Below are 24,617 nucleotides of genomic sequence, written 5' to 3' on the forward strand. Positions count from 1 at the left end.
CCCGAATCCACGAGGGCTGTCTGCAGTTGGACAGGGCGATTCGATCCGCCCCAAGGACGGTGTACGCCCATGAACTGCTCCAGCCGCCTGCTGTGTGTCCTCTACGTCGCCACGAGCGGGGGGCTCGCCTGGACCTCGATCCTCGAAGTGCGGTACGGCCCCATGTGGGCCGCCTGTCTGTTCGCGGCCGCCAGTCTCGTACCGGTCATCGCCGTCGTGCGGGAGACGGTGATCGGTGAACAGCGCCGGATCCTGCTGGATCTGATCGCTCGGGCCTCGCGCGGAGGCGGGGACGCCGCCGAGGCGATCGTCCGGGCGGAGCTCGACTCGGCGTGCTGCGAGCGCTGGTGGACGAGCCTGGGCACCGAGCACGAGATGACGTGCCGGCATTGGATGCCGCACAGCAGCAGCGCGGCGTGAGCCTGCGTCCGCGACGCCGTCCCCTGCGACGCGCCGGCATCGGCGCTCGAAGGAACGGCGTCGCGGACGGGACTCAGCCGTGCAGGGCCCGGTCGACCTCCTCGCGCAGCAGGGTGACGTAGTCGCGGGCCCACCCTTCGATCGTGGCGTGGTCCCAGAGGTCCGACGAGTACTCGACGAAGCCCCGCAGTTCGTTCCCGGCCGGGACGAGCCCGAAGGTGAGTTCGGTGCGTGCCGCGGCGGGCGCCAGGTCCTCGACGGCCGTGGTCAGTCCGGGCAGTTCGACCTCCGCGTCCAGCGAACTCTGGTACGCGAAGCCGACGTCCAGTTTGTCCGGTACGTCGACGCCGTACCGCTCCCGCATCGCCGGGGCGATCCGGCGCACCGGCATCGCCCGGTCCATGCACTCCACCGCGGTACGGGCGACCTGGTCGGTCAGGGCGGCGAAGGAATCGGCGGCGCCGTCGCGCACCGGCAGCGCGAAGCCGGTGATCGTGCAGGCGAGCATCGACTCGAACGCGCGGCGCTCCCGGTTGGCGTAGGAGACGTTGAACAGGACGTCGGACTGCCCGGCCTTGCGGGCGAGCATCCGGCCGAGGGCGGCGGCGGTGACCGCGAAGGGCGTCGTCCCCCGCTGTCTCGCCAGCCGGTCGATACCGGTGCGCACCTCGGCCGGCACCGTGAACACCACGGCGCCGCCGCGTCCGCTCGCCGTCTGCGGCCGCGGCCGGTCCAACGGCAGGCCGACGACGAACGGGACCCCGTCGAGCTCGCGCAGCCAGAACTCCAGCTTCCGCCCGTCGGCGGCGTCGTCGGCCTGCTCCTGCTGCCACTGTGCGTAGTCCACGGGCTGGCACCCCACGGGCGGGAGACTGTCGGGTTCGCCCTTCGCGGCGGCCCCGTACAGCGCGGCCAGTTCCTTCAGCAGCAGGCTGACGGACCAGCCGTCGCAGGCGGAGTGGTGCAGGACGAGGAGCAGAACCCAGGAGCTCCCGCCGGTGCGCAGCAGGCGCGCCGTCATCGGTGTGCCGCGGGTGGGATCCAGCGGTGTCTCGGCGGCCTCGGCGCCCGCCCGCTCCACGGCGGCCCGCCGCTCCTCTTCCCGTCGCGCGGTGAGGTCTTCGACCGGCACCTCGACCGGTCCGGGCCGCAGCACGTGCTGCTCCCAGCCGTCCCCGCCGCGGGCCAGCCGGGTCCGCAGGCCCTCGTGCCGCTCGACCAGCCGGGTGAGGGCGGTCTCCAGCGCCGTCACGTCCAGCGCGCCGGAGAGGGTGATGCGCAGGGCCACGTTGAACACCTGGGGCAGGAGGTGGTCGGCGTGGACGGTGGCGAAGCGGGACTGCTGTGCCGTGGCCGGTGCGCGGCGCTCGATGTCGTCCCCGTCGCGGGCCCCGCTCTCCTCCCCCTTCTCGTGGGCCAGTCGGGCCGTCATGGCCCGTGGTGTCGGGTCCTGGTAGAAGCCCAGCATCGGATACTCGGTGCCGAACTCTTCGCGGACACGGTTGACCAACCGCATCGCGGTGATCGAGTGCCCGCCCAGGTCGAAGAAGGAGGCGTCGTCCGCGATGCCGTGGGGGTCGGTCCCGAACTCGTCGGCCCACAGCTCCCGCACCCGCCGCCCGATGTCGCCTCCGCGGCCGGCGGCCGGTCCGGCGTCGACGGTGTTGCCGCGGCTCGGTGCCGTGGAGACCAGATCGGGTGCCGGCAGCGCGGAGCGGTCCAGTTTGCCGTTGCCCGAGACGGGCAGGGCGGGCAGCACGCGCCAGGCGCGCGGCACGAGGTACTCCGGCAGCCTGACCGCCAGTTCCGCGGTCAGCAGGTCGGCGTGGGCCTGCCGGTCGTCGGCCGTGGCGCCGACCGGCCCGGCCGGGACGGCATAGGCGGCGAGGTATGCCTCGCCGCGGTCGTTGCGCCGGGCCAGCACCGCCGCCTCCCGCACCCCGTCGAGGGCGTTGAGGACGCGCGAGACCTCCTCCGGCTCGACCCGGAACCCCCGGATCTTGACCTGGTCGTCGGCCCGGCCGCAGAACTCCAGGCTCCCGTCGCGGGTCCAGCGGACGAGATCGCCGGTGCGGTACCGGCGGGCGTCCGGGCCGGCGTCCGGGTCCGGCAGGAACCGCTCCGCGGCGAGCTCGGGGCGGTGCAGATAGCCGAGGGCCACGCCCGGGCCGCCGACGTACAGCTCCCCCACCGTGCCCACCGGGACGGGATCGCCCGACTCGTCCAGCACGCTCAGGCGTACGTTGTCGACGGGCCGTCCGATGGGGATCGGTGCCGTGGAGTCCCCCGGGGTGACGGTGTCCGTGGTGCACAGGACGGTGATCTCGGTGGGCCCGTACACGTTGACCGTCTCGTACGGCGCTTCGGGGCGCGGCCGGGTGCGCAGCACGTCGCCGCCCAGCAGCAGATGGCGTAGCGGCGGCTGGTCGCCGGGCGGCAGCCGCAGTACCTGTTCGCCGAGGGCGGTGGGCAGGATGGAGAAGGTGACGCCCTGCTCCCGGTACCAGCGGGCGAGGGCGAGCGGGTCTTTGCGGACCTCCTCGTCGGCGATCGTGACCGACGCGCCCGCGGTCAGCGCCGGCCAGATCTCCAGGAGCGAGGCGTCGAAGCTCTGGCTGCACACGACAGCGCTGCGGTCGGCGGGGGTGAGGGCGAAGCGCCGGTGCTGCCACTCGCACAGGTCGACGACGGCCCGGTGCGCCACCACGACGCCCTTGGGCGTGCCGGTGCTGCCGGAGGTGTAGAGCACGCAGCACGGTCCGTGTCCGGTGGCGCGGGACGTGGACGGAGCGGTCGCGTCGGGGGGTACGACGGTGACGCCCGCGGGCAGGTCGAGACCGGCCGCCCGCTCCCGCGTCGACACCACGACCCGGGCCCCGCACTCGGTCACGATCTGCTCGGCACGGGCCCGCCCGAGGGACGGATCGAGCGGGACACAGGAGCAGCCCGCCTTGAGGACGGCGAGCATGGCGACGACGAGGTCGGCGGAGCGCGGCAGCCACAGGACGATTTCCGCACCGCCCTCGGGGTGCCGTTCCGCGAGCGCGCTCGCCAGCCGCTCCGCCCGCTCGTCGAGTTGGCGGTACGTCAGTCGCGTGTCGCCGCTGATCACGGCGATGCTGCCGGGCCGCTCGGTGGCTCGCCGGGCGACGAGGTCGTGGAGCGTCGTGTCCGGTACCGGCCGCGAGGGGCCGTGCTGCCATGCGAGCGGCACCGGGTCGCCGTCGGCGAGCGCCGGGGCGAGCCGGGACAGCGGCGCGTCGGGGGTCTCGACGGCGGCGGTGAGCAGGTCGCGGAAGGCGGTGAAGAACCCGTCGACGGTCCGCGGGTCGAACAGGTCGGTGTTGTACTCCAGATGGCAGCGAATGCCCTGCGGCTGGTCGGTGAAGTACACGGTCAGGTCCGTCAGGGACTTGTCCGGTCCGGCATCCAGCGGGGTGGCTTCGACGCCGGGCAGGTCGAAGCGGAACGGCTCGGCGCGCTGGAACTCGGCGAACGCCTGGAACACCGGCGTCCGGTCCACCGTCCTGGGCGGGGCGAGGTCACGCACCACTGTTTCGAACGGGACGCGCGCGTGGTCGTACGCGTCGAGTGCGACCGTGCGCACGCGGTCGAGCAGTGTGGCGAACGCCGGGTCGCCGGACAGGTCCAGGCGCAGCGCGAGGGTGTTCACGAAGAACCCGAGCAGGTTCTCGGCCCGCTCGGGCCGGTCCGAGATCGGGGTGCCGACGACGAGGTCCGTCTGCCCGGTGACCCGGTGCAGCATCGCCGCGTAGCCGGCGAGCAGGGTCATGAACAGGGTGCTGCGGCGGGTTCGGCTCAACTCGCGCAGTCGCCGCGAGAGTTCGGGGTCGAGGGTGTGGAAGACGGCACGGCCGTCGGACGTCATCGTCTGCGGGCGCGGCCGGTCGGCCGGCAGGGCGAGGACGGGCAGTTCCCCGCCGAGGGTGCGGCGCCAGTAGGCCAGGTCCTCGTCCGCCTCGGGGCGGCGCGCGGACGCCGCCTGTTCCCTGGCGTGGTCGGCGTACGTCCAGGTCAGCGCGGGGAGGTCGACGGCTGTTCCGTCGCGTTCGGCTCGGTAGAGGGCCGAGAGGTCGCGGGCGAGGACGGTGGCGGAGGCGGCGTCGACCACGATGTGGTGCAGGGACAGCACGAGCACGTGCTCCGCAGCGGCGAGCCTGACGAGCCGGGTGACGAACAGCGGTCCGTCCGCGAGGTCGAAACGGCGTGCGCTCTCGGCGGCCAGCACGTCCTGCAGGCTGCCGGTGTCCGTGCCGTCCACGACCTCGAAGTCCGGGTCGGCGGACGGCAGTACCACCTGGCGTGGTGCGCCCCCGATCTCCCGGAAGACGGTGCGCAGGCCCTCGTGACGGGCGACGAGGCCGCGCAGTGCGGCGTGCAGGGCGGGCACGTCGAGCGGACCGTCGAGGCGGATCGCCTTGACCTCGTTGTACGCGGTACGGCCCGGGAGCAGGCGCTCCAGGAACCAGATCCGTTCCTGTCCGGGTGACAGGGGCGCGTCGGCCGGGGCGGCCTCGACGGCCTCGGGTGCCCGGCCGGTCCCCCTGCCCCGGCGGTCGTGGCGTCGCCGCAGGGCGTCCAGCCGCGGCAGGCCCGCACGCAGCGCCTCCTCCGCGACACCGAAGTCGACGAGGGCGACGATCTCGTCGGCGCCCGCCGAGGTCACCGCGTCCACCACCGGCCGGACGCTGTCCGCCGTGCCGATCAGGGCGCGCTGGTCGCAGTAGCGGCCGTAGGCCCGGCGGAACACCGCGTCCAGGTCGTCCTCGCTGAGTTCGGCCAGGTCGATGCTGTGGCCGAGGCTGTTGGTGACGCCGCTGAAGACGGACAGCGACGCGCGCATGTACCGGGACAGCGGCTCGTACGCCTCCTTCCTCGCGGTGTCGTGGTCGTCCGCGAGGTAGGTGTGCAGCAGGACCGCCACGCGTCCGGCGTCCGGGTCCAGGCCGTGCCGGGCCCGGGTGCGGCGGTAACGGGCGATGTTCTCACCGAGCTGCTCCACGCTCTGCGTCATCAGGTTGGTGACGATGCCGAGGTCGTGGCGGGCGGCGAGCTCGTACGAGGCGGGGTTGCCGACCACCGCCGTGTACAGGGGCGGGGCGTCCTGCACGGGTCGTGGGAACAGCCGCACCTCGGTCTCGCCGTCCCCGCCGGTCCGGCGCAGGGGGTCGCCGCGCCAGAACCCGCGTACCTCTGCGAGCTGTTCGTACATCAGCTCCTTGTGCCGGCCGAAACGTTCGGGGAAGAAGACGAAGTCCTTGGCGCTCCAGCCGGCGGCGACGCCGATGCCGACGCGTCCGCCGGAGAGGTTGTCGACCATCGACCACTCCTCGGCGACCCGGACGGGGTCGTGCAGGGGCAGGACGACGGAGCCCGCGTTGAGCCTGATGCGTTCGGTCTCGCGGGACAGCGCGGCGGCGAGCACCGCCGGGTTGGGGAACAGGCCGCCGAAGGAGTGGAAGTGGCGTTCGGGCATCCACAGCGCGTGGAACCCGTGGCGGTCGGCGAACCGGGCGACGTCCATGAGCAGTTCGTACTGGCCGTCGCGGGGCGTGGCCGCGCCTTGCGGGTAGTCGCCGAAGAAGTAGACGCTGAAGTCGGGGGTGCGCGGGGCCTGCGCACGCGCCGGGGCCGTGCGGGATCCGGCGACCGCCGCCGCGTTCCAGGCCATGGACGCCACGGGTGCGGGGGCCGCGGCCTCGGCGACCGTCGCCTCGACCGGCGCCGGGACCGCCACCGGCTTCGGCTCCACGGGTCGCGCCGGGGCCGGTGCCGGCTTGGGCGCCACGGGTCGCCCGCCGGGGAAGAACCCCGCGGACCGCAGTTCGCGCAGCGAGTCGCGTACGGCGTCCGCCACGAACTCGATGTCGCCGTCGGAGTGGGCGGTGGACAGGAAGAAGTTGCGCCACTCCCAGACGTGCACACCGCGCAGCATCAGGTGGTGGTAGAGGAGTTCCAGGTCGGCGCGGTGCTCGAAGCGGAACTGCGAGCCGAAGTGCGTCATCCGCAGCGGGTACTCCTCGGCCTCGAAGAAGCCGTTGAGCGTCGCGGCGAGTTCGGCGGTGCGGGCGGTGAGCCGGTCCTGGAGGTCCGGGCTGTGCTCCTTGAGGTGGGTGAGCACGGCGCGCGCGGCGACCATCGAGACCGGGTGCTGGATGTACGTGCCGCCGAAGAAGGTGGTGTCGGCGGGCGGGTAGCTGTCGTCGCCGTAGGACCAGTGGCCGCCGTCGACGCCGTCCATGATGTCGGCGCGGCCGGCGATGGCCCCGATGGGGAAGCCGCCGCCGAGGAGCTTGCCGTAGGTGGCGAGGTCGGGGGTGACGCCGTACAGCTCCTGAGCGCCGCGCAGGGCGGGGCGGAAGCCGGTGAGCATCTCGTCGAAGAGCAGGACGATGCCGTGGCGGCGGGTCAGCTCCCGCAGCCTGCGCACGAACTCCACCGGCTGGAGCGCGGGGTGTCTGCTCTGCACCGGCTCCACGACGACCGCGGCGATCTCACCGGCCTGCCGTTCGATGGCTTCGAGGGCGCTGTCGCTGCCGTAGTCCAGGACCAGCAGATCGGCGACGGCGGACTGCGGGATGCCGCGGGAGACCGGCACGGTGACCGGGTCGGTGCCCGCCGCGGAGGCCCGGCCGAGAACGTTGTCGGCGTGTCCGTGGTACGCGCCCAGGAAGGTGACGATCTTGTCGCGGCCGGTGGCGGCGCGGGCGAGACGGATGGCGGCGGAGTTGGCCTCGGTGCCGGAGTTGGCGAAGGCGACCCGTTCCAGGCCGGTGAGTTCGGCGAGGAGCTCGGCCGCCTCGCCGGTCTCGGTGGTGCGCGGGCCGAGCTGGATGCCGCGGGAGAGGTGCTCGCGCACGGCCTCCGTCACGAACTCCGGCTCGTGGCCGAAGAGGAGCACGCCGAAGCCCATGGTGATGTCGACGTACTCGTTGCCGTCCACGTCCTCCAGGCGTGCTCCGCTCGCCCGGCGGCCCGCGATGGGGTACAGCATCTCCTTGGTGGCGCTGCGGAAGCCGACCACGGCCCGGCTGTCGGCCAGGACGCGGCGGTAACGCCGGGCGATGGCCTTGGAGGTCGGGGTCCTCGCGGTGTAGCGGCGTACGAGGTCGGCCAGGTGCTCCTGCTGGGCCTGCGGGGAGGCGTCCCGCACCATGCCGGAGCTCCGCGCGACCGTAACGCGGGGGCCGTGCACGCGCGGCGGCTCCGGTACCGCAGCGCCCGTGCCCATCTGCTCGGCGATGCGCCGCGAGAGCGCGGTCATCGCCGCCAGGTCGTGATCGAGTGCGGCGGATATGCCGTCCAGGCCGGTCACTTCGCCACCGTGCCGTGGAGCCGGTCGGAGACGGCGGCGGTCTGGAGGGCCAGCAACTGGGAGAGCTGGGACATCATCTGGAGCTGGATCTGCGACATCTGCTGGATCTTGCGAGCGAGGTCCTCCAGTTCCTCGCGGGTGGCGTACGCGGGGGCGGTGGGCGCGGCCCGCGCGGGCTCGGGGGCCGTCGCGGGGACGGTGGACGCGGCCCGGGCGGGCTCGGGAGCCCTCGCCGGTGCGGTGACCGCCGGCGGGGACACGGGTTCCGGCCCCGCAAGGGGCAGCGGCTCCGGTTCCCGCGCGGCCGGTGGCTGCGGCGGCTGCTGCCCCGCCGGCGCCGGCATCCGCGCCACCATGAACTCCGCCAGCCGGCGCGGCGTACCCGTCTCCTCGAACAGCTGCCGCATCGTCACCTTGACCCGGTGCTCCTGCTCCAGCTCCCGCAGCACGCTGATCATCTGCAGCGAGTCGGCGCCGAGGTCGAAGAAGGACGCGTCACCGGGGATCGCCGACGGCTCCTCCCCGAGATGCCGGGCGGTGGCCCGGACGATGCTGTGGAGGACGTGCGCGACCTCTGCGTCTTGCTGTACCACTTCGGCTCCCTCTCTCGCTGCTGATCCCGTGCTCAAAGCCGTCGACCGCGGCCCCGTCCAGTGGTCCCTGTGCTGGAACCGGTATCCGGGCAGGGGCACACGCCGGCCCCCGCTGCCGGCCAGGGTCACCCGCCAGTCGACGTCCGCCCCCGCGCAGTGCAGCCCCGCCGCCGCGCCCCACAGGGCGCCGAGCCCCGCGCCCCGGCGCAGGGACGGCAGGGAGAGGACGGCGGGCAGGGCCCGGCGGGACAGACCGCTGAGCGTGGTGTGCGGCCCGATCTCCAGCAGGGCGTCGGGCCGCCGGTCCCCGATGGCGTGCAGCGCCAGGTCGAAGCGGACGGGCTCGCGGGTGTGGCGTACGAGGTGGTCGGCGTCCGGGATCCAGCCGGGCGGGCGGGTCACCCCGTCCAGCGCGCTGACGAACGGGACGTTCACCGGGCGCAGGGCGACATCGGCGAGGACCTTCCGGAACTCCTCCAGCATCGGTTCCATCAGGGCGGTGTGGAAGGCGCGGGTCACCGGCAGCCGCCGCCCCGGGGTGCCGCGTTCCTCCAGCAGGACGCATGCCCGCTCGACGGCCTCGACCGTCCCGGCGAGCACCTGGGCACGCCGCCCGTTGGTCACGGCCGTCTCCAGGCCGGGTACTTCGGCGGCCAGGGCGAGCGCGGTGGACCGGTCGAGCGGTGCCGCCACCATCGCGCCGGGTGCGCAGCGCCGCTGCATCAGCCTGCCGCGTTCGACGGTGAGACGCAGACCGTCGTCGAGGGTGAGGGCTCCGGCCGCGTACAGGGCCGCGTACTCGCCGACGCTGTGCCCGGTGACGGCGGACGGCTCGACGCCCAGTTCGCGCCAGAGCCGGACGAGGGCGCATTGCAGGGCGAACAGCGCGGGCTGCGCGACGTCGGTGTCCTGGGGCGCGCCGTCCGACGGGTCGCGGGCGGCGAACAGCGTGTCGCCGGTCAGTTCGCGGTAGCGGTGTTCGCAGGCGTCCAGCACCGCACGGACGACGGGGAAGCGCTCGCGCAGGGCGGTGGCGGTGTCCGGGTGTCCGCTGCCCTGCCCGGTGAACTGGAACGCCACGCGCGTGTGCCCGTCCCGCGGTGCCGTCCCGGTGTGCACCGCCGCTCCCGCGTTCCCGGCGAGCCAGCCGTCCAGGGCGTCGGCGAGCGCGGCGGGGGTGGTGCCGCGGACCGCGAGCCGGTGGCGGCCGTGGGTGCGGCCGAGGGCGGCGGTGAGGACGAGGTCCGCCCGCTGCGGTGCGGGCGGCTGCCGTAACCGCTCGCTCAGGGCACGGGCGTTGTCCGCAAGGGCGTCGGCGCTGCTCGCGGAGACCAGGAGTACGTCCGGCGGTGCGGCGGCGTCCGTGCGGGGCGTGGGCCCGGGGGCCTGCTCCAGGATCAGGTGGACGTTGGTGCCGCCGACGCCGAGCGAGGTGAGGCCCGCCCGGCGGGGCACGTCGGTCTCGGGCCAGGGGCGGGCGGTGCGGGGGATGTAGAAGGGGCTGCGGTCGAGGTCCAGGGCGGGGTTGGGCGTGTCGAAGTTGGCCATCGGCGGGATGACGCCGTGCTGGAGCACCAGCAGGGTCTTCACCAGGCCGGCCAGGCCCGAGGCCGCGTCGAGGTGGCCGATGTTGGCCTTGGTGGAGCCGAGGGCGCAGTAGCCGGTGCGGTCGGTGTCCTCGCGGTAGGCGCCGGCGGCGCCGGCGAACTCGATGGGGTCGCCCTTCAGGGTGCCGGTGCCGTGGGTCTCCAGGTAGCCGATGCTGTCCGCTCCTACGCCGGCCCGCCGCAGGGCCTGCCGGATGGCGACGCGCTGGCCCTGTGCGCTGGGGGCGGTGAACGCCTTCTTGTCCGCCCCGTCGTTGCTGATGCCCCAGCCTCGGACGACGCCGTGGATCGTGTCGCCGTCGGCGACGGCCCGGGCCAGCCGCTTCAGTACGACGGCCAGGACGCCGGTCCCGCCCACGGTGCCGTCGGCGCCCGCGTCGAAGGCCCGCAGCCGGCCCGACCTGGAGAGGATCGACCCCTTGACGTACCGGTAGCCGAGGATCTGCGGCACATGGACGGCGGTGGCGCCGACGAGGGCGATGTCGCAGTCGTCCATGAGCAGGGACTGGGCGGCGACCTGCACTCCGACGAGCGAACTGGAGCAGCCGGTCTGGACGTTGACGGCGGGGCCGGTCAGGCCCAGCCGGTGGGCGACCCGGGTGGCGGTGAAGTCGGCGTAGTTGCCGACCGTGATCTGGATGCCGGCCATCCAGTCGGTGACGGGCTCGGTGGGCAGGACGTTGTTGAGGAGGTAGTTCTGGAGCGTGTACAGGTGGTAGCCGGTGCTGGCGTAGACGCCGATGCGGGTGCCGTCGCGTTCGTCGGGGTAGCCGGCGTTCTCCAGGGCGTGCTGGGCGCACTCCAGGAACATGCGGTGCTGGGGGTCGGTGATGCGGGCCTCGCGGGCGCTCATACCGAAGTGCTGGGCGTCGAATCCGGCGATGTCGTCGACCACACCTGAGGCGCCGACGAAGTCCGCCGCGCCGTACTCCTCGGCGGGGACGCCGGCGGCGGCGAGTTCCTCGTCCGTGAACCGGGTGATGCGGTCCGTGCCGTCGTGGACAATGCGCCAGAGGTCCTCGGGGGTGTCGGCGCCGGGCAGGCGGAACGCCATGCCGATGACAGCCATACGTGGGTCCGCGAGCCCGGTCGTCCGTGCGTCCTCAGGCCCGGTTCCTGCGGCCGGAGCAGCGGTTCGGGAGTCCGGAACGGATCTGCGGGGGTCCGCGTCGTTCCTGGTCATCAGCCGCGTCCCTCCGTCACCGTCGACGTGTCACGGTCGGCCGGTTCGTCGCCGCTGCCGGGGTCGTCCCCGTCTGCGGGGTCGCGGGTGCCGCCGCGGCCGATGAGCACCAGCAGCAGGGCCAGGCACAGGACGATCGCGAGGCCGTGGAAGGCGGCGACCACCTGGAGCGGCGAGAAGGTCTCCAGCAGGGCCCCGCTCACGAGCATGCCGAGGCCGAATCCGGTGTTCTCGGCCGAGGCGGAGAGCCCGAAGAGACGGCCGCGCTGCTCGTCGGGAGCGGTCTGGAGCCTCGACACGTAGACGATCTCGGTGAATCCGTCGGCGGCTCCGGCGACGAGCGCGGCGATGACGGCGGGCACGGTGGGCAGTCCGCAGAACACCACGATGAACCCGGCCGACATCACACAGGCGCCCAGCGCGAAGGCCCGCTCCCCCGGCGTCCGACCGCTCTTCTTGGTGATCCGGCCGACGATCTGCTGGGCGACGATGTTGCCGATGGCCCAGGTGGCCCAGAACTGGCTGATGAACGTGGCCGGATGGTCGGGGTCGAGGCCGCTGGAGTAGAGGGGCAGGGCGACGTTGTGGGACGAGGAGCCGAGGCCGTCGACCGCCCGGACGGCGATCATCGCCATCAGCACCGGTGCCGTGCCGAGCAGCATCCGCGCGGTCCAGCGGGCCACGTCGGAGGACCGGGCGGATCCTGCGCCGGTGACGGCCTTGGTGCGCACGGGCAGCAGGAACAGCACCGTGGCGGAGACCAGGAAGGTCGTGGCGTCCAGCGCGAAGGCGGCGGAGTACCCGAACTCCGCCACCACGACACCCGACGAGGCGAACCCGGCGATCATGGCGAGCGAACGCCCCGTCACCAGCAGCCCGTTGGCCCGCACCCGGTGCTCGGCCCCGACGATCTCCGGGATGCTGCTGCGCAGGGACACCTGGGAGAGCGTCGAGCAGCCGCCGGTGATCACGGCGAGGGCGTAGAGCAGCCCCACCCGCATGCCGTCCGGGGCGAGCAGCAGCGTCAGCAGCGCCACGGCCTGGCACAGGTCGGCGCCGACCATCAGCCGCTTGCGGTCGTACGCCGTCACGAGCCGGCCGCTGACCCAGCCGGACACGACGCTCGTCGCGAGGCGGACGGCCATGAAGAGTCCGGCGGCCAGCGCGCTGCCGGTGGCGTCGTAGACGAAGACGTTCAGCGCCACCATGTTCAGGTAACTGCCGTACGCGGAGATGCCGTTGCCCAGCACGAGCAGACGGAAGTACCTCATGCACCTTCCCCTGGTCTGCATGAAGGGTGTGAGTGATGTGCGGCCGGAGTGCCCTGCCCGCCCGCTCAGTCGCGGGTCGGACCCCAGACGGACGGCGGACGCCGGTACGGCGTCGCCCACCGCTGTCGCACGGCGTGTTCAAGCCCCCATGGCCGGCCCAGCACAGAAACCATTCCCCCTAAACGCCGCCGGACGGCGGCATTGGTTCGTCACCCAAGCAGACCCGGACCGGCGGGTTCAAGACTCCAGAGAGGTCTGGACGACTTCCGGTCCGGATTTGGCGATTTCGACGCGCTCCGCGGTCCGGCACCGGCCCGCGCGGCGGGCGTCACCTGCGGGGGTGCGTCAGGCGTCACCCGGCTGCTGCTCGACGACATGGCAGGTCAGGGCGAAGCCGGCGACCCGGCGTGCCACCTCCTCCGCGGTACCGGCCGGGGCCGGGGTCCGCAGCGTCACGGTGACCGTCACCGACCCGGAGTCCGTGTCGGCGCGGATTTCCGCCACGTGCTCGACGTCGTCGAGGACTTCGCCGAGCACCCGGCGCGTGGCGTCGGCGCGCAGGGCGAGCTTGTACGGCTTGCCGACCGCGGTGACGGGGAGGGCGTCGAGGACACGGACGGCCTTGGGGGCGGCGGCCGCCTCGCCGACGTGCGCGGCGGCCCAGGCGCGCAGGTCGTCCTCGCCCACCGTGCCGTCGGAGAGCGTCACGTAGGCGACCGGCACCTCGCCCGCCCGTTCGTCCGGCTGCCCGACGGCCTGGGCCCCGGTGACCGCGGGGTGCGAGAGCAGGGCGTCCTCGATGCCGCGGGGGTCGATGTTGTGGCCGCCGCGGATGATGAGGTCCTTCGCGCGGCCGGTGAGGTGGAGGAAGCCGTCCGCGTCGAGGTGGCCGAGGTCGCCGGTGTCGAGCCAGCCGTCGGTCACCGTGCCCTGACCGCTGATCAGATGGCCGTCCGCGGTGCGGCCCTGGACGTAGCCGGGGAAGACGGTCGGGCCGCTGATGAGGACGGTGCCGGTTTCGCCGGCCGGCAGCTCGGCGCCGGTGTCCGGATCGGCGATCCTGATGTTCTGGTACGGCAGCCGCCGGCCGACCGAGCCGGGCCGGCGCACGTCGAGGAAACCGCGGACGCTGGCGCAGGTCGCCTCGGTCAGGCCGTACCCCTCCAGCAGCGGAATCCCGGTCGCCGTCTCGAAGTTGGCGCGCACCCCGTCGGGCAGGGCGGAGGCGCCGACCATCGCGCACCGCATCGAGGCGATGTCCGTCCCGTCGACGGGACACCCGGCCAGGACGGCGTACACCGTGGGTACGGCGCTCATGGTGGCGATCCGGTAGTGCTCGACGATGCGCCAGAACTCGGCGTACAGCGTGATGTCCCGGTAGCCCGCCGGACCCGCCCACACCACTCGCCGGCCTCGGAACAGCGGTGCGAGCAGGGTGACGACGAGGGCGTTGACGTGGAACAGCGGCAGCGCGGCGAACACGACCGAGTCGTCGTCCAGTACCGAGTCGGCCGCGATCATCCACGCGTCGGACACCTCGTTGGCATGCGTGTGCGCGGCGAGTTTCGGCGCTCCGGTGGTGCCGCCCGTGTGGAAGAACGCGGCGAGGTCGGTGCTCGTGGGCGGCTCGCCGAGGAAGCGGTCGGCCGGGCGCTCTGCCGCGATGTCGGCGAGGCGGGCCACGGTGGCGTTCTCCACCGACGGCAGCGGCGCGGCCGGGCCCCCGGTGGGGCTCAGCAGGAGCACATGGTCCACCAGGCCCCGCCGGGCCAGTTCGGCACCGGTGGCGAACGCCTCGGGGTCCAGCTCCGGGGCGGCGGTGACGACGACGCGGGCGCCGGCGCGGCGTACCAGCTCGGCGACGTGGTCACGGGCGAGCGCCGGGTTGACGGGGGTGGCGATACCGGCGAGCTGGGCGGCGAGGAGCGCGGTGACGAGCTCGTCGCAGTTCGGGGCGAGCAGCGCGACCGCGTCCGGGCGGCGGACGCCCAGGCGGTGCAGGGCGTTGGCCGTCCTGTGGACGTCGGCGAGGAGGTCCGCGTGGGTCCGCTCGCGGGGCGTGCGCCAGGACGCGGCGTCGGGCAGGACGGTGAGCGCGGTCCGCCCGGGCCACTGGTCGGCGGCCCGGCGCAGCAGGTCGTAGGAGGTGGCGGGCAGCCCGCGCGCGGCCAGCGGTACGGCCTCGATGGCGGCCAGGTCGTCGGGGTGGTCGTAGCGCGGCCACGCCATGGGGGTCTGGGTGCTCACGCGTACCTCACCTTGTTCTGCTGGGTGCCGAGGTCGATGGAGCCGTCGGGTGTGCGGATGGACAGCTCCAGTACGTCGCCTTCGCGGAGGTATTTCTGGTTCTTCGCCTGGGAGTTGAAGAACGCCTTCCACTTCATGGCCGGCGGCAGGAGCGCGCCGATGATCTCCACCGGCTTGGGCGGTGCCTTCAGGGCCGTGCCGCCGGGTGTGCCGGTGAGGATCAGGTCACCCGTGGCGAGGGCCTGGAAGCGGGAGAGTTCCCGCAGTGCTTCGAGCGGGCTGTAGATCATGTCGGTGAGATCGCTGCTCTGGCGTGTCTCACCGTTGACCTTGAGGACCAGCCGCAGCTCGCGGAGCCGGTCCAGTTCGTCGGCGTCCAGCAGGACCAGCGCGGGGCCCACCGGGGTGAAGGTGGGGTAGGACTTGGCCTCGTAGAACTGGGTCTTGGGGAGCTGTACGTCGCGTGCCGAGACGTCGTTGGTGACGACCAGGCCGGCGATGTGGTCCCTCCAGTTCGCGGTGGTGACCGTGGCACCGACGTCGAGGGGGCGTCCGACGACCAGGCCGAGTTCGATCTCGTAGTCGAGGAAGCGGACATGGGGCGGTTTCACGATCTCGTCGAAGGGGCCGCACAGGGAGCCGGAGGTCTTGCGGAAGAACGTCAGCGGAACGGTCTCGGGGTTCATGCCGGAGTCGCGTACGTGGGAGACGTAGTTGGTCATCTGCGCGACCACCCGGCAGGGCGCGGTGACCGGGGAGACGAGCCGGAGTTCGGCGATACGGCGGGGCTGCGCCGTCGGGACGCCCGCGCGGGCCTCGGCGAGGGCCATGTGCACGGCTACGACGTCGTCGAGGAGTTCGGCGGTCGTCGTCGCGGGTGTCTCGACCGGTACGGCGTGGTCGTCGTCGAGTGCGACCCACCACGCTCCCCCGGCGGTACGAAGGACGGAGACGGTCATGTGGATGCCACTTTCAGCAGGCCGCGCAGGCGATCGAGGTCGAATTCGTTGTCGTCGGACTTCAGGGCGGTGATGATCGAGCGCAGCTCGGCGAGAGACTCGCGTCCGGGGGCGATGCCCAGGAAGTCCTTGGTGGCGGGTGGTCCCCACTGCGCCAGGCCGGAGGCGGTCATCGGTGCCCAGCCGGGCTCAAGCGTGGCGTCGAACATGTCGCCGTCGGTGAAGTGCTCGACCAGGAAGCCGTCGGGGTCGCGCCAGTAGTCGAAGATCTGGCTGCCCTGGATGTGCCGGCCGATCCCCCAGGACCTTCGGTAGCCCTCGCCGAGCAGGTGCCGGCCGCCGGCCGCCAGCGCGTCGAGGTCGGTCACCTCGTACGCGGAGTGCACGTACCGGTTGGAGGGGCCGAGGGTCAGGGCCAGGGTGTGGTGGTCGGTCGGGGTCCGGCCGCGGTCGCAGCGGATGAAGCACATGGTGGGGCCGCGTTCGCGCCGGCCCTCGTAGTAGAGGAAGTCGCTGACGATCAGGCCGAGGTGCTCCAGGTACCAGTTCAGGGTGCGCGCGTAGGCGGTCGTCTGCAGGACGACGTGGCCGAGGCGCCGCACTCCCGCGGGTTCCCGTGGCGGGCGCTGGGTGGCGTTGATCCGGTCGAGTCCGCCGCCGAAGTTGAACGCCCGCGTGCCCTGCCCGGCCCGCGCGGGCAGCTCGTCGGTGTCGGCGACGACCCGGACCGGCAGCCCGCTCGGGTCGACCAGCTCCACGACGGAACCGCCCAGTTGCTGTGGCAGCGGCTGCACCCGGGTGCCGGCGGCCTCCGCCAGCCGCAGCAGGTCGCGGGTGTCGGCGGCTCGGAAGGCGAGGCCGCGGAACGTGGACTTCCGCCCCTTTCTGATGAGCACGCACGGCGCGCCGGCCTGTGTTCCCCGCAGGTGCAGCTCGCGGTCGTCCTTGTACGAGGTGCCGAAGCCGAACGCGCGGGCGAAGACCTCGGCCCGATGCAGGTCGGGCTTGCGGAACTCCAGCCACGCGATGTCGTGGACCTTGATCACCGGGTTCGCCGCCCGGCCCGGATGCTCCCCGGGGAGTGCGCCCTGCTCGGAATGCAGGTCGTTGTGCGTGCCCCTCACGGCCATCACCTCCTGAAGAAATATTCACTTCCGAATGAGACCTCAGTCAAGAGGACTGAAGAAATCTTCAGGAAACAGGACGGTGCAGCTAGAGTGCGGGGTGAAGGCAGGACCGGCGGGATGAAGGATGGCGTGATGGCGGAGCGGACCGCACCCGGGCGAGTCGACCGGCGACGGGCGCGCACCCGCACCGCGCTGGTGGAGGCGGCCCAGCGGCTGCTGGCCGAGGGCCGGACCGACGTCCCCATCCTGGAGATCACCGAGCTGGCCGACATCGGGGTCGGCTCGTTCTACAACCACTTCGACAGCAAGGAAGAGCTCTTCCGTGTCGCGGTGGCGGAGGCCCTGGAGTGGTGGGGCTCGCTGATGGACCGGCTCACCGCGGACATCGACGACCCGGCGGTCGCGTTCACGCAGAGCTTCCGCATGACCGGCCGACTGCACCGCCGCCACCCGGAGCTGAGCCGCGTACTGCTGAACCAGGGCCTCGAACTGGCGCGGTCCGAGCGGGGCCTGGCGCCGCGCGCGTTCCAGGACATCCGCGCCGCGGTGGCCGCGGGGCGGTTCGAGGTGGAGGACCTGGACCTCGCCCTCGCGACGACGGCCGCCGCCGCGCTGGCCCTGGGCTCACTGCTGCACGCCCAGCCCGACCGGGACGACGCGCACTCCGCCGACCTGCTCGCCCGCAACCTGCTGCGGCAGTTCGGCCTCCCGGCCGACGAGGCCGCGCGGATCTGCTCGCTCGACCTGCCGGACCTCGACGAGGTCGACACTCTCGTCGGCTGAGCCCGGCCGCCCCACGGGGACCGCCGCTGCTGTAGGGGATGCTCCAATTAGAGTGGACACTTCAGCATGCGTTCCACCAGTGATCGACGGCGCGGCCGGCGAGGCTGTACGACCGGGGAGGCACCCCATGACCAGTGCGCCGACGACGCGCAAGAAGCGCGCCAACGGGGTGGAGTCACGCCAGCGCATCCTCGACGCCGCCGTGGAGATCGCCGGTGAGCGCGGGTACGACGGCACCTCGATCGCGGCCGTCAGCGCCAAGTGCGGGCTGCCCGCCAGTTCCATCTACTGGCATTTCAAGGACAAGGACGACCTGATCGCCGCGGTCATCGAGCGCAGCTTCGAGGCCTGGCTCACGGCCGTGGAACTGCCGGGCGAGGAGTCGGGCACGCCTGTGGAGCGGGTCACCGCCATGGCCGGGAACGTGGCCAGGTCACTCGTCGACGCCCCCGACTTCCTGCGCCTCGGCCTCATGCTCGCCCTGGAGCGACGACCCACCGAACCCCGGGGCCGCACGGTGTTCCTCCAGGTCCGCGACATCACCCACCGGAAGATCGCCGAGGTCGCCGCCACCCTGTTCCCGGAGCTGGACGAGGCCGCCGTGGACACCCTCACCACGTACGCCATCGCCGGCGCGGACGGCCTGTTCGTGCACCGCGAGGTCACGGGCGACAGCGTCGACCTCGTGGCCCTGTTCGAACTGCACGCACAGGTCGTCCACGACGCGGCGGCCCGGCTGGCGCGGGGTCAGGCGGGCTAGCGCGCCCCGAACGCGTCCGCGTGCTCGGCCGCCCACTGGCCGAAGGTGCGGGCGGGCCGGCCGGTGACCTTCTCGACGGTGTCGACGACCGTGCGGCCGACCAACGGCGTATTGCCGTACGCCTCCAGCAGGAAGCCGATCACCTCCGGCGAGTGACCCGCCTCCCGCCACCGCGCGACGGCCTCCTCCTCGGTGAGCTCGACCAGCGTGATCTCCCGGCCGCGGGCAGCGGCGACGGTCGCCACCTTGTCGCCCACGGTGAGGAGTTCGGGCCCGGTGATCACGTACTCCTGGCCGCCGTGCCCCTCCTCGGTGAGGGCCACCGCGGCGACGGCGCCGATGTCGCCCTCGTGGACCATCGCGCTCAGCCGGGAGACGAACGGCTCGCGCACCTCGCCGGCGGTCACGATGCCGTCCGCCCACTCCAGGGCGTTGCCCATGAACTCGACCGGCATGAGCACCGTCCAGTCCACGCCGTCGTCCGCCCGCACCGCCTGCTCCAGGGGTGTCGCCTCCCCGCCGTGCAGCACGGTGACCCGGCGCACGCCCGCCGCCCGGGCCAGCTCCAGGATCCGCCCTCCCGTCTCCAGCGGGGCGAAATAGGCCCCGCCGAAGGTGATCAGGTGGACACCGGTGACGCCCTCCAGAGCCGGGACCAGGCTCTCGGGGTCGGTCAGGTCGCCCCGGACCACCTCGGCCCCGGCCGGAAGGTCGGCCCCGGCCGGGTCCCGGGTGAGGGCGCGGACCGCGTGACCGCGGGCGAGCAGTTCGGTGACGACCTGCCGGCCCACGGTTCCGGTCGCTCCGGTGACAAGGATCTTCTGCGCCTGCTGTGTCTGCGTCATGGAACGACCGTAGGAGGACTTGCGGTCAGGTTCTGTCCGCAAGTACGGAGAGGTCGTTGTCGACCGTGTAATAGGGCCGCACGACCGTGCCGCCGAGCGCGGCCGCCGGAAGGACGAAGATCTCCTTGCGGTCCGCGATGTCGTCGAAGAGACGGCCGATCCGGACCGGGGTCTCCCCGCCGGCCGCTCCGCCGGCACGGACGAACAGGTCCCAGACGCGGTTGCCGGGACCGGCGTCGTCGGCGAGTTCGCCGTAGTGCACCGTGAAGGAGAACCCCCGGCCGTCAGCCTCGGCCACCGGCACGACGGTCCGCTCGGTGCCGCCCTTGCCCCGCAGGCGCAGCCGCACGGTGGCATCCCCGCCGAGTGCGGCGCCGTGCAGCCGTGCCCTGACGGTCATCGAGCGGTCCGTGACGTCGATGCCCTCGACCTCCGCGTGGGCGGTCCGCAGCCACGCCCGCACGGCGAGGCAGCCGTCCTTGGTGACGTACGGGACGCGCACGGCGACCGGTGCCGGCCAGTCGCGGAGGCGGCCGTCGACGAGGGTACGGAGGTCCCGCAGCCCGGGGCGCAGACGCTGCCGCGGCGCGTCGGGTCCGGGGAGCAGGTAGACGTCCCAGCGGCCCTCGGCGAGTTCGGCGCCAGGCTCCAGCACGGCACGCCTGCGTCCGTCCCCCGCCGCTTCGAAGTCGAGGGTGAGGAGGACCTTCTCGGGCTGCCCCTTCCCGGGGCGCAGCCGCAGCAGCAGTCGGGCCGCGGTCGACGGTGTCCGGAGTACGAAGGTGAGGCGCCCGTCCGCGTCGGCCGTGCAGTCGGCACGGACGTCGACGGGGCTCGTCGTGCCGTGTGCGGTGCTCATCGCTGTCCCCTCCGTACCGTGCGCAGCGCACCGGAAGCCGCGGCGTACGCGGCGTCGCGCGCGGCGAAGCCCTGACTGACCAGGGCACGTTGTATGCGTCCGGGCTCCGGTGCCGCGCGTCGTGCGGCCCCGCGCGCGGCCCTCGCCTCGTCGATCAGGCGCTCGGCCTGCTCCACGACGGGGACCGGGGCGAACCGTCGCGCGTTCTCCAGGGCCCTGCGCCCCATGCGCCGGCGCCGTTCGTCGTCACGGACGAGTTCCAGCAGCGCGGCGCTCATCGCCTCACGGTCACCGACAGGCACGAGCCGGCCGTCGGTGCCGTCCTCGATGATCTCCCCCGGTCCGTACGGGCAGTCGGTGCTCACGACCGGCAGGCCGCAGCGCATCGCCTCCACGATCGTCATGCCGAAGGGCTCGAAGTTGGCCGCGGTCGCGCCGATCGAACCCTTGACCCACTCGGCCTCCATGGGCGCCGCCGCCCCCATCAGGAAGGCGTGGTCGCTGAGGCCGAGGTCCTCGATGAGCTGCCGCAGCCGCGCGTGCTCCTCGCCCTTGCCGTAGATGCGCAGACGCCAGTCCGGGTGGGCGGCGGCGACCGGGGCGAACGCCTCGACGAGGAGGTCGTAGCGCTTCACCGGGACCAGCCGGCCGGCCGCGACGATCACCTTCGCGGAGCCGTCCGCGGGGGGCAGCACGGGATCGGGGACGCTGTTCGGGAGTGCCTCGACCCGGACGCCGGGCAGGCGCATCTTGCGCCGGTAGGCCGCGGCGTCCGCCTCGGTGACCGTGGTCAGCACGTCGAGCCGGCGGTAGGCGCGGCGCAGCGCGGTGCGCAGCCGGGGCGAGTGGTTGTCGAGGGTGAGGTGCTCCTGTCCGATGCGGACGACGTGTTCCGGCGCCTGCCGTGCGAGGTGCACGTTGAGCCCCGGACGGGTACCGATGACGACGTCGGCGTCGGTCTGCGCGAGACATTCGCCGATCCTGCGGTCGGTCAGCTCGCTGTACTGTCCGTAGCGGTACTCGGCGGCGGGGAACACCCGCGCCGGTCTGCGGTGCAGGGGATGTTCCTTCTCGCGCCTCAGGTCCACCAGTGGCCTCAACGCGACCCGCGGGTCCAGGGCGAAGTTCGGGCGTTCCCGGTGCCGCAGGGCGGAGACGATCTCCACCTCGTGGCGTTCGGCGAGTGCCTGGGCCAGGTTGAACGTGGTGGTGATCGTGCCTCCGATCCCGTAGGCGTTGTGGAGCAGGAAAGAGATCTTCATGGCGGACTAGACCGCCCCGAGTCCCTTTCCGTTGCCTGCTGTTACCGCTCCGTTGCCTTGCAGGTCATGTGCCGGACAGCCGGACGAGAACGACGCCGGGTGTTCGCGGCAGCGTCACCCGCAGTGCCCCGTCGCCGTCCCATGCGGCCGAACCGGCCGGCGCCGAGGCCGGGTGGAGGATGTCCACGCGCGCCTCCCGACCCGTCAAGTGCCTCATCGGCAGGCGCATTTCGGACGGTCCGCCCCGGCGCCAGACGGAGACGTACGTCGTACGGTCGTCGGGCGACCGCATGCCCAGGGCGAGCCATGCGTCGGTCCATCCGGGCAGCCCCAGCGGCCAGAACGGCATCGCCCGCGCCAGGTCGCGGCGGATGCTCTTGTACGTGGTCAGCGCGTCCCGCACGAGGGCGACCTGGCGGTTCGTCATGCGGTCCAGGTGGCCCGACAGATGGATGCGGCCGAGCAGGGCCCCGCCGAGGGTGAAGGCGATCAGGTCGTCGTCGTACCCGGGTTGGGGATACGCCCAGACCGCACCCTGTTCGGGCGGTACGGCACTCGGTGCGGCAGCGGCGATCGGCGGGTAACGCAGCGGGTCCTGCTGGTCGCTGGTGGACTGGAGCTGGGTGACGGCCAGGGTGGCGCCGTCCATGCGCATGCCGCCCGAGGCGCAGTTCTCGATCACGAGATGCGGGTGCCGGTCCAGGACTTCGCAGAGCCAGTCCAGGTAGGCGTGGGCATGGCCGAGCAGCCCGGCGCCGGGTGCGAGGTCCCCGGGGGCGAGCGTTCCGGGGGTGACCACGATGTTGTAGTCCAGCTTGAGGTAGCCCACGCCCCACTCGCCGACGATCCGGTCGACGGTCCGGTCGAGGTGCGCGCGGGCGGCGGGATGGCGCAGGTCGAGCTGGTGGCGGCCCTGTTCGGTGAGGCGTATGCCGTCGCGCCGGAAGAAGGCGTCGGGTGGGAGCGCGGCGGCGACCGGGCTGCGTACGCCGACGACCTCCGGCTCCAGCCACAGCCCGGGCACCATGCCGCGCTCGCGGATCCGGTCGAGGACCACGCCGATCCCGCCGTCGGAGAAACGGCGTGCCGAGGGCAGCCACGCGCCGACGCCGTCCCACCAGCCGCCGTCGGCCGAGTCGTCGTACCAGCCGGCGTCGACGCAGAAGTACTCCGCGCCCACCACGGCAGCCGCGTCGATCAGGGGCAGCAGCTTCTCGGTGGTCGGGTCGCCCATGAGCGTGTTCATGTAGTCGTTGAAGACGACGGGGAGCGTGCCGTGGTCGGGGTGCGGGCGGCGTACGGTCCGGCGGTACGAGGTCAGCGCGCCCATGGCCTCGTCGAGCCCGGCGCCGACGGCGAGCACGCCCGGCACGGTGGTGAACTCCTCGCCCGCGCCGAGCCGGACCCGCCACTGGTGTTCGGCGTCGGTGGGACCGTTCAGCGCGAGCCAGCTGCCGCCCGCGCTCTCGCCCAGGTCCCAGCGCCAGCCGGCCGGCGACTCGACCTGCCACAGCCAGGTCCGCCCGCTCCCCCGCTCGGTCAGCGCCCCCATCGGCAGATGCCCGTCGGTGGGCCAGCTGCCGCGCCCGGTCAGGACGAGGGCGGCACGGCTGGCGTGACCGTGGACGGCAGGGCCGATGTCGGCGACGGTGGCACGCAGCGGCTCGGTGTACCAACGGCACTCCGCGAGCCAGTCGTTGCGGGCCCGCAGCACATCGAGGGCGTCCGGCGCGGGGAGCCCGCCGAGCAGCAGGCTGCTGACGGACTGCAGGACGAGGGGCCCGGTTCCGTCGTTGCGCAGGCGGACGCGAGAGCGGAGCACCGAGAGGCCGTCGGGGGACGTCAGCTCGACCGTCGCGGTCAACCCCGTGGCCGGGTCGTGGAGTTCGACGTGCAGCCATCTCCAGTCGCCGCGTCTGCCGGTGCGGTGGTCCCGGTACGTCAGTCGCGTCCCGAGTGCCGTGCCGGTGAAGCGCGGACCCGACCAGCCGCTGCCGTGCCCCGGCGCGGTCAACTCGACCAGCGGCAGGGCGGATTCGGGGTCGACGGGGCGCGGCCCTCCCGGCCGGTCCAGGCCCACGAGCCGGGGTGTTCCGTCGGCGGCGACGGCGAACTCGGCCCGCAGCGCCGCATGGCCCCAGCTGAACCGGCGACCCTCACCCGTGTCGGACATGGCGCCCCTTCCGACTCCGCGCAGTCCGTACCGCTCTCGTCGTTCCCGCGACAGTCCCTTGACGACCCCGATGTGACCGGTCACAATCCTGGCATGCAGGTGACCGGTCACACAAGCCGCCCGGCCAGCATCCGGGACGTCGCGACCGCCGCCGGTGTCTCGCACCAGACCGTCTCCCGGGTGATCAACGGGCATCCCAGCGTCCGGCCCGCCACCCGCGACCGGGTGCTCGCCGCCGTCGACGAGCTGGGGTTCCGCCGCAACGCGACCGCGCTGGCCCTGGCCAGCGGCCGCACCAGGGCCGTGACCGTGCTGACCGCGAACACCACCCACTACGGCTACGCCTGCCTCCTGCGGGGCGTGGAGGAGGCGGCGCGCGCGGCCTCCTACGCGGTCGGGATCGGCGTACTGGAGTCGGCCGAACGGGCCGCCGTCGCCGCCCAGGTGCAGCGGGCGGCGGACGCGGGCGGCGGGCTGATCGTGATCGCCTACGACCCGGCCGGGGTGCGGGCCCTCGACGCCGTCCCGGCCGGGCTCCCGGTCGTGGGCGTGGTCGAGACTCCGGCGAGCGCGCCCGGCGGTGACCGGCCCCGGGTGTGGACCGACGACCGCGAGGCCGCCTTCGAGGCGACCAGGCATCTGCTCTTGCTGGGCCATGAGACGGTCCACTACGTCGCCATCCCGTCCTCCACCCGCCGCACCGGCGCCCGCACCGGCGGCTGGCGTCAGGCCCTGAAGGAGGCCGGCGCCCCCGAACCCCGACCCGTGCAGGGCGGTTGGGGACCCGAGGGCGGTCACGCGGCCGGTCTGAGGCTCGCGCGGGATCCCGCGGTCACCGCGATCCTGTGCGGCAACGACGACCTCGCGCTCGGCGTGCTGCGGGCGTTGCACGAGTGCGGTCGTGCGGTGCCCGGCGAGGTCAGCGTGGCCGGGTTCGACGACGCGCCGCACTCCGCCTATCTGACCCCATCCCTGACCACCGTGCGTCTGGACTTCACGGGGCTGGGAAGGGCGGCGTTCGCCCTGCTGCACGGGGTGTTGGAGGGAGCCGCGGAGCTCGGCCCGCGGCCTGTGCCGGTGCCGGAGCTGGTGATCCGCGAGAGTTCAGGCCCGGCGCCCGGCACCGCCTGAGAACCCGCCGCACGAGCCTTGGTCGCGCCGGACCGGACCACGCCGTCCCGGCTGAGCACCG

The 24,617-nt window shown here is 73.1% G+C and carries 14 protein-coding genes; 4 read left to right on the top strand and 10 right to left on the bottom strand.

The features are described 5' to 3' along the window. The first annotated feature begins 69 nt into the window (after positions 1 to 69). Positions 70 to 420, top strand: coding sequence for a hypothetical protein (locus tag ACGFW6_RS03060; protein WP_393504057.1), 351 nt, complete (start codon positions 70 to 72; stop codon positions 418 to 420). Between the two features lie 73 nt (positions 421 to 493). Here ACGFW6_RS03060 and ACGFW6_RS03065 read toward each other — a convergent pair whose 3' ends face one another. From ACGFW6_RS03065 to ACGFW6_RS03090, 6 genes are all read right to left on the bottom strand, one after another. After that, positions 494 to 7,705, bottom strand: a complete 7,212-nt coding sequence (locus ACGFW6_RS03065) for a MupA/Atu3671 family FMN-dependent luciferase-like monooxygenase (RefSeq protein ID WP_393505061.1) — start codon at positions 7,703 to 7,705, stop codon at positions 494 to 496. 47 nt (positions 7,706 to 7,752) lie between these two features. After that, on the bottom strand, positions 7,753 to 11,025 hold the full coding sequence (locus tag ACGFW6_RS03070) for a type I polyketide synthase (RefSeq protein ID WP_393504059.1): 3,273 nt from the start codon (positions 11,023 to 11,025) through the stop codon (positions 7,753 to 7,755). 113 nt (positions 11,026 to 11,138) lie between these two features. After that, on the bottom strand, positions 11,139 to 12,410 hold the full coding sequence (locus ACGFW6_RS03075) for an MFS transporter (protein WP_393504060.1): 1,272 nt from the start codon (positions 12,408 to 12,410) through the stop codon (positions 11,139 to 11,141). 345 nt (positions 12,411 to 12,755) lie between these two features. After that, the gene (locus tag ACGFW6_RS03080) at positions 12,756 to 14,657 is read right to left on the bottom strand and encodes an acyl-CoA synthetase (RefSeq protein WP_393504062.1); all 1,902 of its coding nucleotides are present in this window, start codon (positions 14,655 to 14,657) and stop codon (positions 12,756 to 12,758) included. Further along, positions 14,654 to 15,616, bottom strand: a complete 963-nt coding sequence (locus tag ACGFW6_RS03085; protein WP_393504064.1) for a fumarylacetoacetate hydrolase family protein — start codon at positions 15,614 to 15,616, stop codon at positions 14,654 to 14,656. The genes ACGFW6_RS03080 and ACGFW6_RS03085 overlap by 4 nt, the downstream gene beginning before the upstream one ends. Next, complete coding sequence (locus ACGFW6_RS03090; protein WP_393504066.1) at positions 15,613 to 16,746, bottom strand: VOC family protein; 1,134 nt, start codon at positions 16,744 to 16,746, stop codon at positions 15,613 to 15,615. The genes ACGFW6_RS03085 and ACGFW6_RS03090 overlap by 4 nt, the downstream gene beginning before the upstream one ends. A 129-nt stretch (positions 16,747 to 16,875) precedes the next feature. On the opposite strand from ACGFW6_RS03090, the gene ACGFW6_RS03095 reads away from it, so the two are divergent. Next, the gene (locus ACGFW6_RS03095; protein ID WP_393504067.1) at positions 16,876 to 17,526 is read left to right on the top strand and encodes a TetR/AcrR family transcriptional regulator; all 651 of its coding nucleotides are present in this window, start codon (positions 16,876 to 16,878) and stop codon (positions 17,524 to 17,526) included. Positions 17,527 to 17,653: 127 nt separating this feature from the next. Continuing rightward, positions 17,654 to 18,286, top strand: coding sequence for a TetR/AcrR family transcriptional regulator (locus tag ACGFW6_RS03100; RefSeq protein ID WP_393504069.1), 633 nt, complete (start codon positions 17,654 to 17,656; stop codon positions 18,284 to 18,286). On the opposite strand, the gene ACGFW6_RS03105 is transcribed toward ACGFW6_RS03100, so the two are convergent. The 4 genes from ACGFW6_RS03105 to ACGFW6_RS03120 form a co-directional block, all read right to left on the bottom strand. Then, positions 18,283 to 19,131: an SDR family oxidoreductase gene (locus ACGFW6_RS03105; protein ID WP_393504071.1), complete on the bottom strand. Its 849-nt coding sequence runs from the start codon at positions 19,129 to 19,131 to the stop codon at positions 18,283 to 18,285. The two genes, ACGFW6_RS03100 and ACGFW6_RS03105, sit on opposite strands and share 4 nt — an antisense overlap. A gap of 25 nt (positions 19,132 to 19,156) precedes the next feature. Next, complete coding sequence (locus ACGFW6_RS03110) at positions 19,157 to 19,990, bottom strand: transferase (RefSeq protein ID WP_393504073.1); 834 nt, start codon at positions 19,988 to 19,990, stop codon at positions 19,157 to 19,159. Next, positions 19,987 to 21,252, bottom strand: a complete 1,266-nt coding sequence (locus ACGFW6_RS03115) for a glycosyltransferase family 4 protein (protein WP_393504075.1) — start codon at positions 21,250 to 21,252, stop codon at positions 19,987 to 19,989. The genes ACGFW6_RS03110 and ACGFW6_RS03115 overlap by 4 nt, the downstream gene beginning before the upstream one ends. 64 nt (positions 21,253 to 21,316) lie before the next feature. Then, positions 21,317 to 23,425: an alpha-galactosidase gene (locus ACGFW6_RS03120; protein WP_393504077.1), complete on the bottom strand. Its 2,109-nt coding sequence runs from the start codon at positions 23,423 to 23,425 to the stop codon at positions 21,317 to 21,319. A 93-nt stretch (positions 23,426 to 23,518) separates the two neighbouring features. On the opposite strand from ACGFW6_RS03120, the gene ACGFW6_RS03125 reads away from it, so the two are divergent. Next, positions 23,519 to 24,556: a LacI family DNA-binding transcriptional regulator gene (locus ACGFW6_RS03125; RefSeq protein ID WP_393504079.1), complete on the top strand. Its 1,038-nt coding sequence runs from the start codon at positions 23,519 to 23,521 to the stop codon at positions 24,554 to 24,556. The last annotated feature ends 61 nt before the right edge of the window (positions 24,557 to 24,617 follow it).

Source organism: Streptomyces sp. Y7, assembly GCF_043195415.1.
In the GTDB taxonomy this organism is placed as follows: Bacteria; Actinomycetota; Actinomycetes; order Streptomycetales; family Streptomycetaceae; genus Streptomyces.

What these genes read in the sequence shown, in the direction of transcription:
- ACGFW6_RS03115 (WP_393504075.1), bottom strand. Translation starts at nt 21,252, where the DNA reads ATGAAGATCTCTTTCCTGCTCCACAACGCCTACGGGATCGGAGGCACG.
- ACGFW6_RS03095 (WP_393504067.1), top strand. Translation starts at nt 16,876, where the DNA reads ATGGCGGAGCGGACCGCACCCGGGCGAGTCGACCGGCGACGGGCGCGC.
- ACGFW6_RS03070 (WP_393504059.1), bottom strand. Translation starts at nt 11,025, where the DNA reads ATGGCTGTCATCGGCATGGCGTTCCGCCTGCCCGGCGCCGACACCCCC.
- ACGFW6_RS03075 (WP_393504060.1), bottom strand. Translation starts at nt 12,410, where the DNA reads ATGAGGTACTTCCGTCTGCTCGTGCTGGGCAACGGCATCTCCGCGTAC.
- ACGFW6_RS03125 (WP_393504079.1), top strand. Translation starts at nt 23,519, where the DNA reads ATGCAGGTGACCGGTCACACAAGCCGCCCGGCCAGCATCCGGGACGTC.
- ACGFW6_RS03065 (WP_393505061.1), bottom strand. Translation starts at nt 7,705, where the DNA reads ATGACCGCGCTCTCGCGGCGCATCGCCGAGCAGATGGGCACGGGCGCT.
- ACGFW6_RS03090 (WP_393504066.1), bottom strand. Translation starts at nt 16,746, where the DNA reads ATGGCCGTGAGGGGCACGCACAACGACCTGCATTCCGAGCAGGGCGCA.
- ACGFW6_RS03060 (WP_393504057.1), top strand. Translation starts at nt 70, where the DNA reads ATGAACTGCTCCAGCCGCCTGCTGTGTGTCCTCTACGTCGCCACGAGC.
- ACGFW6_RS03120 (WP_393504077.1), bottom strand. Translation starts at nt 23,425, where the DNA reads ATGTCCGACACGGGTGAGGGTCGCCGGTTCAGCTGGGGCCATGCGGCG.
- ACGFW6_RS03110 (WP_393504073.1), bottom strand. Translation starts at nt 19,990, where the DNA reads ATGAGCACCGCACACGGCACGACGAGCCCCGTCGACGTCCGTGCCGAC.
- ACGFW6_RS03085 (WP_393504064.1), bottom strand. Translation starts at nt 15,616, where the DNA reads ATGACCGTCTCCGTCCTTCGTACCGCCGGGGGAGCGTGGTGGGTCGCA.
- ACGFW6_RS03105 (WP_393504071.1), bottom strand. Translation starts at nt 19,131, where the DNA reads ATGACGCAGACACAGCAGGCGCAGAAGATCCTTGTCACCGGAGCGACC.
- ACGFW6_RS03100 (WP_393504069.1), top strand. Translation starts at nt 17,654, where the DNA reads ATGACCAGTGCGCCGACGACGCGCAAGAAGCGCGCCAACGGGGTGGAG.